The organism is Nocardia sp. NPDC047038, from assembly GCF_040644075.1.
GTDB lineage: Bacteria > Actinomycetota > Actinomycetes > Mycobacteriales > Mycobacteriaceae > Nocardia > Nocardia sichangensis.
Genome location: NZ_JBEYVQ010000003.1, coordinates 317,791 through 328,595 on the forward strand (window position 1 = coordinate 317,791; position 10,805 = coordinate 328,595).

10 protein-coding genes are annotated in these 10,805 nt (G+C 68.3%); 5 read left to right on the plus strand and 5 right to left on the minus strand.

The window, feature by feature from the left end; genetic code table 11:
- Window positions 1-4: 4 nt before the first annotated feature.
- The 4 genes from ABZ824_RS15015 to ABZ824_RS15030 all read right to left on the minus strand — a co-directional run bounded on the left by ABZ824_RS15015 (window position 5) and on the right by ABZ824_RS15030 (window position 2,783).
- Window positions 5-649, minus strand: coding sequence for a LysE family translocator (locus ABZ824_RS15015; RefSeq protein WP_356963691.1), 645 nt, complete (start codon window positions 647-649; stop codon window positions 5-7).
- 86 nt (window positions 650-735) lie between these two features.
- Window positions 736-1,272 (minus strand): hypothetical protein, encoded by a 537-nt coding sequence (locus tag ABZ824_RS15020; RefSeq protein WP_356963692.1) that lies wholly within the window; start codon window positions 1,270-1,272, stop codon window positions 736-738.
- 3 nt (window positions 1,273-1,275) lie between these two features.
- Window positions 1,276-2,445 (minus strand): hypothetical protein, encoded by a 1,170-nt coding sequence (locus ABZ824_RS15025; RefSeq protein ID WP_356963693.1) that lies wholly within the window; start codon window positions 2,443-2,445, stop codon window positions 1,276-1,278.
- 38 nt (window positions 2,446-2,483) lie between these two features.
- A complete protein-coding gene (locus ABZ824_RS15030) occupies window positions 2,484-2,783 on the minus strand; it encodes a hypothetical protein (RefSeq protein WP_356963694.1) in 300 nt (99 codons plus the stop codon).
- Between the two features lie 368 nt (window positions 2,784-3,151).
- Between ABZ824_RS15030 and ABZ824_RS15035 the strand changes: the two genes are divergently transcribed.
- The 5 genes from ABZ824_RS15035 (at window position 3,152) to ABZ824_RS15055 (ending at window position 9,915) form a co-directional block, all read left to right on the plus strand.
- Entirely contained in the window at window positions 3,152-5,221 is a 2,070-nt protein-coding gene (locus ABZ824_RS15035; protein WP_356963897.1) for an acyltransferase family protein, read from the plus strand.
- Between the two features lie 151 nt (window positions 5,222-5,372).
- The gene (locus tag ABZ824_RS15040) at window positions 5,373-7,031 is read left to right on the plus strand and encodes a DNA repair helicase XPB (protein WP_355074985.1); all 1,659 of its coding nucleotides are present in this window, start codon (window positions 5,373-5,375) and stop codon (window positions 7,029-7,031) included.
- A 41-nt stretch (window positions 7,032-7,072) separates the two neighbouring features.
- Window positions 7,073-7,741, plus strand: a complete 669-nt coding sequence (locus tag ABZ824_RS15045) for a DUF3239 domain-containing protein (protein WP_356963695.1) — start codon at window positions 7,073-7,075, stop codon at window positions 7,739-7,741.
- A gap of 53 nt (window positions 7,742-7,794) precedes the next feature.
- Complete coding sequence (locus ABZ824_RS15050; RefSeq protein ID WP_355074981.1) at window positions 7,795-8,433, plus strand: LysE family translocator; 639 nt, start codon at window positions 7,795-7,797, stop codon at window positions 8,431-8,433.
- Between the two features lie 60 nt (window positions 8,434-8,493).
- A complete protein-coding gene (locus tag ABZ824_RS15055) occupies window positions 8,494-9,915 on the plus strand; it encodes a M1 family metallopeptidase (protein WP_356963696.1) in 1,422 nt (473 codons plus the stop codon).
- Window positions 9,916-9,919: 4 nt separating this feature from the next.
- Here ABZ824_RS15055 and ABZ824_RS15060 read toward each other — a convergent pair whose 3' ends face one another.
- Complete coding sequence (locus tag ABZ824_RS15060; protein WP_356963697.1) at window positions 9,920-10,747, minus strand: hypothetical protein; 828 nt, start codon at window positions 10,745-10,747, stop codon at window positions 9,920-9,922.
- Window positions 10,748-10,805 lie beyond the last annotated feature (58 nt).

A 10,805-nucleotide genomic window follows, 5' to 3' on the forward strand; every position in this document is an offset into this window, starting at 1 on the left:
CGGCTCAGGCCGGGATGGGGCGGGCGCGGTCGGTGGCGAGCAAGGCGGCGATGGCGCCGAGCATCGTGCCGGTGAGGTATCGCTGGGTGCGCAGCCACAGGGGGCGGGCGGCGAGGAACGTCGCCAGACCGCCCGCCCCGAGGACGATCAAGCCGTTCACGGTGAGCGCCACCGCGATCTGCACCGTGCCCAGGCACAGGCTCTGCAACCACACTTTCCCGTGCTCCGGCGTGACGAACTGCGGGATCAGCGCCATGTACATGATCGCGATCTTCGGATTCAGCAGGTTGGTGACCAGCCCCATCGTGAACAACCGCCGGATGGGGTCCGCGGACAGCGCCGCGGGCGCGAAGACCGAGACGCCGCCCGGTCGCAGCGCCTGCCAGGCCAGCCAACCCAAGTACGCGGCTCCGGCCAGCTTCACCGCCAGGTACAGGCCGGGGACCACCGCGAACACCGCCGTGATCCCCGCCGTCGCGGCCGCCAGATACACCCCGAACCCCGCCGCTACCCCCGCCAACGACACCAACCCGGCCCGTCGCCCCTGCGACACCGTCCGCGACACCAGGTACATCATGTTCGGCCCCGGCGTGAGCACCATCCCCAACGCCGCCACCGCGACCCCGGCCACCGCCGCCATCTCGATCATGCCCCGATCCTCGCCCGCCCCACCGCTCCTTGTCGCGGTCCACTCGACACATGCTGGACGTGAGGCAACGCGTACCGTGCTTCCGATCAGCCCTGCGTCAATTCCAGATACGGCTTCTGCAGCTGGGCCGGCGGCTGAACCGACTGGAAGCGGGACTCCGGTCCGAGTACGTCACCGCTACGCACGCCTCGGAAGAGCTCGGAGCCCTGTGCGGCGCGAATTACCTGTGTGGGAGTAGAGCCCGTGATGAAGACGTAGAAATTATCGATGGGCCGGTCGAACCCGGAGTCCGGGAGGTTGGACCAGCAGTATCCGGGAAGATTCGCTGCCGAGTTCAGCTTCTCCGCTGGAAGTCCGGAAGACGCTATGACGACGCGATCCCACTGATCATCCCACCCTGCGGCTTCGGTCAGCGCCCGCAGCGAATAGGTTCCCGGCTGCGCAGCCCGCTCTCTGATGGAGCGCCGCAATTCGGTCGCGGAACCCAGCGGCTCGGCGCGCGACTCCAGATCGAAGTTGGCCGAGCACTGCGAAGCGGTCTCACCGCGGTCCTCCGACGTGGAGCATGCCGCACCGGCCAGCAGGCCCAGAATTACAGCCGTGATCCGGAGCAGATGACCCATGGATCACCGACCTGCCGGAAGTGGGATGTCAGCACGCGCCGGGTGCCCGTTCTTGCCCACTTCGACCTGGTTGCTCCATGCGACCTGGCCGCTCGGATCGAGCACGATCGCGCCACCCTCCTTGATTCGCTGATATACCAATCGCTGTAGTTCCTCCGGTGATGCATTCGGATTGTCGATGGCGATCTGCCGGCCGATCGCGTTGTTGTGTAGATCCATCGCTTCTCGCGTGGGAGGGTTCGCGCCGAGTCCTTCATGCGCGGCACCATAGTTTTCGGTCCACTCCGCGCCGTAGCGCTGTGTCATGAGCGCATTCCAGTACATGTGCCGGAATGCGTCGCCGTGGCCGTCGTTGAGCGCGTTCTGGTCCGGGTTGGTGTAGGTCTTCTCGGCAGCGTCCTCAGCCTGCGCTTTTATCTCGAAGAAATCCGTGATTTCACCTATTCCAGTGGTTCCCGGCCGGGCGACTCGTGATGAGAGCAGCGCTATCTCTTCGGGCGTCATCAGGATGGGTTGGAAGTCCGGGCGGACGGCACGGATGCGATCGAGGACCAAACCGGAGGGCCACAGCGTGGCGGGAGCACTCGACGGTGCGGTCTGGAATTTGGTAAGGACCTCGACCAGGCTCGGGTCCTCAGGCATAGCGGTGACTCCGCGCCGGGTCTCCGGTGAGAGATCCTCTAGTAGTCGCTTGATTTTCTCCGCGCCCTCCAGGTCGGTTTGCTGGATCGCAGTCAGCGCTGCACGGATCTGTGTGGTCAGGAAGAATTCGAGCCCCTCCTTCTCCACGAGGCCCGATGCCCCGAATTTCATCAGGACCTCGCTGTTGGACATCCTGGAGTCCACGCCACCGTCGTCTCTGACGAAGAAATCGAACTTGGCGGACTCGGCTTCGGCCTTCTTGTCTTTGATCACGTCGATGTAGCCGACGATCGCATCGATCTGAAGGTAGACCTGCTGCTGGATATCGATGAGAACCTGCTTCGTTCGCCGGGCATGGTCCCGGTCCTGAGCCGCTCTGTCGCGGGCGGAATCAGCGACCGATCCCTTGAAGTAGGTGTACGACATGTCGATCCGGGATGCCGCCTGGTGCGTCTGCTCCTCGATCCGCAGCGCGGCGTCTTTGAACGCGTTGGCAACGGTGACCGTGGCACGTGGATCCCAGGACAGCACTGTCGATACCGTAAGCGGCGTCGTGTAGCTTCCGCCGCTCATCGCTGGCCCGCCTCCCGGAGCGCGGTAGCCCAGGCCTGATCCCGACTGACGAACTCCACCACCGCAGCGTCCGTGACGTCCGCGAATCCGATCAATCGCTGCGCGTGGTAGCTCACCACTCGGTCGAGCGCCGTCGCGATCTGATCCACGGCGTCTGCTACCTGGGAGTCGCGCATGGTTTCGACAGCGACGACATCCCTCGCCAGGGGCACCGACTGCCGTATCGCGTCGGCGTGGCCACGTACTGCCCCCGCCATCTCTCGCGTCTGGACCGGATCAAGTTCGAGCTCGCTCACCGTGCCCCCTCGAGGTCGTATTCCGGACAAGCGTACCGGCCGCAGGAGGGCATCGTGGCAGCGCCGGGAGACCTGGTGTCGTCTGTTCATGTAGGCGTCGACAAATCGGACGATCGGATCGAAAAGTGTTGTCTTACCGCAAGCTCGGGATTGTGCCGGTGTGGCGTGCAATGAGTTGGATGGAATAGGCGCAGCGCGCGGACACCCGGGCCGAGGCGCATGCCCGGCGGCGAGTCGGCGGGACTTGTCCGGCCGGACCGATGACAATGCTGCGCATGGCGGCCACGGTCAGCGGGTTGGGAAATCGGCGGGCGGAGCTGATCGACGGAGTGTCGCCGGGGGCGGCATTTCGGGGGGACATCGAAGGAATGCGGGCGGTCGCGGTACTGGCCGTGGTGCTTTTTCATGCCGGTGTGCCGGGAATCGGTGGGGGGTTTGCCGGTGTGGACGTATTTTTCGTGATTTCCGGTTTTCTCATCACGGGAATGCTGTATCGGGAATCGGCGGCCGACGGCACTGTCGGGCTCGTCCGGTTCTATGGCGCGCGAGCGCGCAGGCTGCTGCCTGCCGCAGGGGTCGTGCTGGTCGCCACGGCGATCGGCGCGGCCGTGCTGCTGCCGCCGCTGCAGGGCCGCCGAGCGCTCGGCGACGGGATCGCGAGCGCGCTGTACGCCGGGAACTATCGCTTCGCCCTGCAGGGCACCGACTACCTCGCCGCGGACGCACCGCCTTCACCGTTTCAGCACTTCTGGTCGCTCGGTGTGGAGGAGCAGTTCTACCTGATCTGGCCCGCGCTGGTGATCACGACGGCTCGGCTCGTGCGACGGCGCCGCAGCGGTTCGGCCGCCGCGCTGCCGTACCTGATCGTTCTCGTCGCCGTCGCCGCGCTCTCTTTCGCGGTCGCGCTGACCTGGACCCGCACCATGCCACCGTGGGCGTTTTTCGCGCTGCCCACTCGGGCCTGGGAGTTGGCCGCGGGCGGCATGGTGGCGCTTTCGGCCGCGCTCTGGTCCCGGTTGCCGAAGTCGGTGGCCACCTGCGCGGGGTGGGCGGGAGCCGGTTTGATCGTCGTGGCCTGCGTTCGGCTCGACGAGAAGACCCCGTATCCGGGCATCGCGGCGCTGCTGCCCGTGCTCGGCGCGGTCCTGGTCATCGGGAGCGGCTGTGTCGCACCGCGATTCGGCGTCGGTCGCGTCCTGGCCGTACCCGAGATGCAGGCCGTCGGCAGGCTGTCCTACTCCTGGTATCTCTGGCACTGGCCGGTGCTGGTGCTGGCCCCGCATGCGCTCGGCCGCCCGCTCGGGCCGGTCGGCGCACTTGGCGCGGTCGCCATGGCCGGTGGGCTCGCCGTGCTCACTCAGCGGTTGATCGAGAACCCGGTCCGCTTCGCGGCCCGCCTGCGCGGTTCGGGCCGGCTCAGCCTCGCCTGCGGTGGTGTGAGCACCGCGCTGGCCATCGGTGTGGCGGCCGCGCTACTCGTGCTCGTACCCCCTCCGGTCGGACACGGCACGGCGGCGCGGAGTCTCACACTGACGACACCGGCCGCACCGGCCACTCCCACCGCCGACCCCTACGATGCCGCGATCGAGCAGCTGACCGCGCAGACCCAAGCGGCGGTCGCCGCCTCGGCGGAGGTCCGCGACGTCCCGTCGAATCTCACGCCGGCACTGTCGAACGCGCGCGGCGACCGAGCGGAGGTGTTCGACAACGGTTGCTTCCGTTCCTGGACTGACGTAGGCCAAGCGGAATGCGCCTCCGGCGATCCCGCCTCGTCCACCACGGTCGCGTTGGTCGGCGATTCCCACGCGGCGATGTGGCAACCGGCGTTCGAGAACATGTCGGTAGCGCGCCATTGGCGGCTGGAGACCATGGCGAAGGTCACCTGCCCGCTGCTCGATCTGCCCATCACCAGCCCCTACCTGGGGCGGACGTATACCGAATGCGAACAGTGGCGCGGGCAGATCATGTCCCGGTTGCGGCACGAACGGCCCCGGCTGATCGTGGTCGGCATGTCCCGCCGCTACGGCGGCGACTTCGGCTTCGTGACCTACGACCCGGCGTGGATCGACGGCGTGCGTCGCCTGGTCGCCCAGCTGCGCGAGTCGGGCGCGGCCGTCCTCGTGCTCGGCGGCATCCCCGATCCACACGCCACCGTGCCGGCGTGCGTGGCCGAGCACATCGACGACGCCTCCGCATGCGCCCCCGCCCGAGCGGTGGCGGTCGACGAGGCGGGCATCGCCGCCGAGCGCGCGGCCGCTACGGCGGGCGGCGGCCAGTACGCTGATCTGACCGCGCTGTTCTGCACCACCGCCCGCTGTCCCGTCATCGTCGGGAACACCCTCGTCTACCGTGACGACAATCACCTGACGAGCGGTTACGCCACGACGCTCGCCCCGGTCGTCGGCGCGCTCACCGAACGGGCGCTCGCGCGCGGCTGAGCCGTCCCGGCGCGGTCCGCGGGAAGACATCGCGCCCTTCCGGCGTTGCATCCGGTCGCTGCCGCACCCGCGCCCTGCGGGAAGGGCCGGTAACCTGCGGGTTGTCGGAGGGGTCGGGGAGAATGGCGGGGAATCTAGCTGAGGAGGGACTGTGAACGACGGTCCGCTGATCGTGCAGAGTGACAAAACGCTGCTGCTGGAGGTCGACCACGAGTTGGCCGATGCCGCGCGGCAGGCGATCGCGCCGTTCGCCGAGCTGGAGCGGGCGCCCGAGCACGTGCACACCTATCGGGTGACGCCGCTGGCGCTGTGGAACGCGCGCGCGGCCGGGCACGACGCCGAACAGGTGGTGGACGCGCTGGTCAGCTTCTCCCGGTACGCGGTGCCGCAGCCGTTGCTGGTCGACGTGGTGGACACCATGGCCCGCTACGGCAGGTTGCAGCTGGTGAAGCATCCAGCCCACGGGTTGACGCTGGTCAGCCTGGATCGCGCGGTGCTGGAGGAGGTGCTCAGGCACAAGAAGATCGCGCCCATGCTCGGCGCGCGCATCGATGACGACACGGTGGTGGTGCACCCGTCCGAGCGCGGCCGGATCAAGCAGACGCTGCTGAAGATCGGCTGGCCCGCCGAGGACCTCGCGGGTTACGTCGACGGCGAGGCGCACCCGATCGACCTCGACTACGCGACCGACGGCTGGCACCTGCGCGATTACCAGCAGATGGCCGCCGACTCGTTCTGGGCGGGCGGCTCCGGGGTGGTGGTGCTGCCCTGCGGCGCGGGCAAGACGATGGTCGGCGCTGCCGCGATGGCCAAGGCGAAGGCCACCACGCTGATCCTGGTCACCAACACGGTGGCGGGCAGGCAGTGGCGGCGTGAACTGCTCGCCCGCACCTCGCTCACCGAGGACGAGATCGGCGAGTACTCCGGGGAGCGCAAGGAGATCCGCCCGGTCACCATCGCCACGTACCAGGTGATCACTCGGCGCACCAAGGGCGAGTACAAGCACCTGGAACTGTTCGACAGCCGCGACTGGGGGCTGGTCATCTACGACGAGGTGCACCTGCTGCCCGCGCCGGTCTTCCGGATGACCGCGGATCTCCAGTCCCGCCGCAGACTCGGCCTGACGGCCACCCTGGTGCGCGAGGACGGCCGCGAGGGCGACGTGTTCTCGCTGATCGGCCCGAAGCGCTACGACGCGCCGTGGAAGGACATCGAGGCCCAGGGCTGGATCGCTCCGGCCGACTGCATCGAGGTCAGGGTCACGCTGACCGACGCCGAGCGGATGGCCTACGCGACCGCCGAGCCGGAGGAGCGCTACAAGCTGTGCTCCACCGCACACACCAAGATCGCCGTGGTCGAGTCGATCCTGGCCCAGCACCAGGATGCGCCGAGCCTGGTCATCGGCGCGTACCTGGACCAACTGGACGAACTCGGGGTCGCGCTCGACGCACCCGTGATCCAGGGGTCGACGAAGACCAAGGAGCGGGAGGAACTCTTCGACGCGTTCCGGCGGGGTGAGATTCCGGTGCTCGTGGTGAGCAAAGTGGCGAACTTCTCCATCGATCTGCCGGAAGCGTCCGTGGCCGTCCAGGTTTCGGGTACCTTCGGCTCGCGACAGGAGGAGGCGCAACGTCTCGGGCGGCTCTTGCGTCCGAAACACGATGGCGGACAGGCGCATTTCTACTCGGTCGTCGCGCGCGACACCCTGGATGCCGAATACGCCGCGCATCGCCAGCGTTTTCTCGCCGAACAGGGGTACGCCTACCGCATCACGGATGCCGACGACTTGCTCGGACCCGCCATCGGATAAGCGGAGGCATCCCCTCCACAAACTGTGCTAGGAATAAGGGCGTGCGACACTTCGAATTCGCGGTGGACCGCAAGCACGCCCACGCGGTGAACGAAGTCTTCGCCGACCTTCGCCGCCTGCGCCTGCTGGCGATCGCCGCCACGGTGGTCGCGGCGGCGGGCACGGCGTTGCTGATCTGGCTGGACCATCCGTGGGCGTATCTGCTCGCGGTCGCCTTCGCGCTCGGCACGGTGACGGCGCTGTGGGTGGCCTTGTGGACACCGTGGCATTCCAGCATCGACAAGCTCTACGCGGACGGTGAGCTGGTACCCGCGGTGGTCTCGGAGGCGCGCCCGTCGGGTGTCGTGCTGCTCGCTTTGGTCGATGTGTCCGCGCCGGATACGCGCGATCCGCGCTACGCCTTGGTGACCAGGAAGGTCCGCGACCTGCCCGGTCACCAGGCCAGGGCCGGGGAGCGCGTGCCGTCGGTCGCGGTGCGCACCGACCGCGCGCCGCGCCAGGTGGGTCAGCGCTGGCAGTCGGTGAGCGCCATGCCGATCGCTTGGGGCACGACCGACGACGCGGTCATCGCCCGCGCCCGCGCCGCGATCAGCGAGACCGAGTGGCGGCTGCTCACCGACAATCTCGCGCTCGCGGAGAAGGTGCGGCGCACCACCACGAAACGCCTGCTGCTCGATCCGCACCAGCTACCGGGCGAACTCGGCTCCTGAATCCGGCTGTGTCCGCGGGGTTTATCGGTTGCGCTGTCGCCTAGACTCGAAGGATGGTTCCAGCGTCCAATCTGCTGGCATTCGTCGCCGCCGCGGTCGTCATCATCGTCGTGCCCGGTCCCGGCGTACTCTTCACGGTCGGTCGCGCGCTCACACTCGGCCGGCGCGCGGCCCTGCTGTCGGTGCTCGGGCACGCCATGGGCGTCTACGCGGCACTGGTCCTGGTCGCGATCGGGCTCGGCGCTTTACTGACCGCGTCGGCGTTGGCGCTCACCGTGGTCAAGTTCGCGGGTGCGCTGTATCTGATGTATCTCGGAATCCAAGCAATCCGTCAGCGTTCGGCGTTGCGCGAGGCGCTGGGCGCCGCGGTCGAACCGGCCCCGAACACGCGGGTGCTGCGGCAGAGCGCTGTCGTCGGGCTCACCAATCCCAAGGCGATCGTCTTCTTCTCCGCGGTGCTGCCGCACTTCGCCGACCCGGCCTCCGGGTCGCTGTCGTGGCAGTTCCTGCTGCTCGGCACGGTCTTCCTGGCCATCGCGCTGGTCTCCGACAGCGCGTGGGCACTGCTGGCCGCCTCGGCGAGGTCCTGGTTCGCCAAGTCGCCGCGCAGGCTGGAGGCGATCGGCGGCGCGGGCGGGGTGATGATCTTCGGTGTCGGCGCGTCGGTGGCGCTGACCGGAAGCGGTGACTGAAGCCGCTACCATCCAGCGAAGTCGGTGCGCCGGTACCGGCGAGAGGCGGGGTGGAAAGGGGTGGTTGTTCGTATGTGGTTGTCCGGCCGGATGTGCGCCGCGGTCGCCTGTGTATTCGCCGCGGTGTCTCAGGTGCCCGCGCACGCGGAGCCGCCCCCGGACCCACTGGTCGGCGCGCCGGGCCTGGGCGATCCGTACTATCCGCTCGACGGCAACGGTGGCTACGACGTCCAGCACTACGACGTCGGCATCGACTACGACCCGCCCAGCCGGAAACTGGCAGGCACCACCACGATCACCGCGCACGCCACCCAGCCCCTGCGCGTGTTCAACCTCGATTACGCGGGGCCCGATGTGCGCGAGGTGGCGGTCAACGGGCTGCCCGCCGACTTCGACCGCAACGGCGAGCACGAGTTGACCGTCACGCCGACGTTGCCGCTGCTGCCGGGCCTGCCGTTCACCGTCACGGTCGACTACGCGGGCCCCGCGGTGAACGCCGAAGGGGAGGGGTGGACCTTCGCGCCCAGCGGCGGCGCGTTCGTCGCCGGTGAGCCGCACTCGGCGACGACCTGGTACCCGCTCAACGACACCCCGCTGGACAAGGCCACGTTCAGCCTGAACGCCACCGTTCCCGCGGAGTGGGAGGTGATTTCCAACGGCGTACGCATCGAGGACGTGGTGCGCGGCGAGAAGCGGACGGTCCGCTGGTTCAACGCCAAGCCGGTGGTCGGCTATCTGACCACGGTCGCGATCGACAAGTTCGACTACCTCGAGCAGCGCAGGGCCAACGGCATTCCGCTGATCAGCGCGTTCGCCCCGAATGTGGAGCAGGATCAGCGCGAGCTGGAGCAGCGCCTGCCGGAGATCCTCGACTTCGCCGAAAAGATCTACGGCCCTTACCCGTTCGAGGCCGCAGGCGGCATCCACGTGGACGCGGGCATCACGTTCTCGCTGGAGACCCAGACCCGCCCGCTCTACGCGCCGTCGATCGATCTGCAGACTGTCGTGCACGAGATCGCGCACCAGTGGTGGGGCGACTGGGTGTCGATACGCCGGTGGTCGGACATCTGCCTGAACGAATGCTTCGCCAGCTATACCGCCGACTACCTGTGGCCGGAGCGGATGGACGGCAAGAACGTCGACGACCAGTACCGCGAGACCATCCGCAAATACCGCGACAGTGAGAAGTACTGGAACATCCCTTTGGAGGACCCCGGCGTGGGAAAGGAGTTCACCTCCGTCTACTACCGTGGCCCGCTGTTCCTGCACGCGCTGCGCAAGCAGATCGGCGACGAGGTGTTCTTCGCGGCTGTTCGGGACTTCCTCGCCGCGCATGCCTACGGCAATGCCTCGATGCCGGAATTCCGCGCTTTCGTGCAGTCCCGCTCACCCATGGACCTGACCGGGTTCTTCCACGCGTGGCTGAACACCACCGCGCCGCCGCCGGAGGAGTACCTGTTTCCGGGCGTCCTGCGCAGCTGACCCGTCAGTCGTCCCCGGCGCGCTGCCTGGCCTTCGCCAGCCTGCGTTCGGCTCGCTCCACCTGACGGCGCGCCGCGTGCAACTCGTCCTTCGCCGACCGCTCGGCCGACTTGCGGAACTGCCGCTGCTGTTCGGCGTGCTCGAGCTCGTCGCGCAGCGCGGCGACGCGTTCCTCGGCCGAGGACAGTTCTCCGGTCGCTTCTTCGAACGCGGCCCCGGCCGAATCCTCCTCGGCACGGGCGGTTTCGAGCGCCTCCTCGGCCTCCCGCAGTTCTCGGCGCGCGCTGTCGTCGGGCTGCCGCACGGCCGCTCGTCCCGGCCGCGTGGCCCGTTCGGGCACCGCGAGCAGACCAGGTCCACTCGGTCCGAAGCCTTCGTAGCTCGCGGCCGTAGCGAGTGTTCCGGCACGCAGCCGATCGGCTACGTCCCGATCGGCGAGTGCGGCGGTCAAGGTCTGGCCGATCTCCCGGACGACGTTCTCGCCGACCGGATGCCCGTGTTCGGCGGCGAGCGCCCCCGCCTTCTTGGCGAGGGCGTTGACCAGTTGCTGGCGCTGCGCGGTCAGGTCGCGCAGCTGTTCGGCCGAGAGTTTTCGCTGCGCGGCGGCCAGCGCGGCGGCCAGCCGCAGCAGGGCGGCCACGTCCTCGGGCGCCGCCCTGGACAGCAGGTTCGCCGCCCACGCGGTCAGGGTGGGTTTACGCAGCTTGCCGATGGCGGCCGCCAGTTGCTTGTCACCCGACTGCTTCGCGGCGGCCGCCCGGTCGGCGCGCGCCGCGACGAACTCCGCGGGCGCCAACCCGTACAGGTCGCGTGCGACGTCCTCGACCGTCATACTGCCCAAGCGTAACGACTCGGTCTCGGGCGACGACACACTGCGCATACCGGACAAG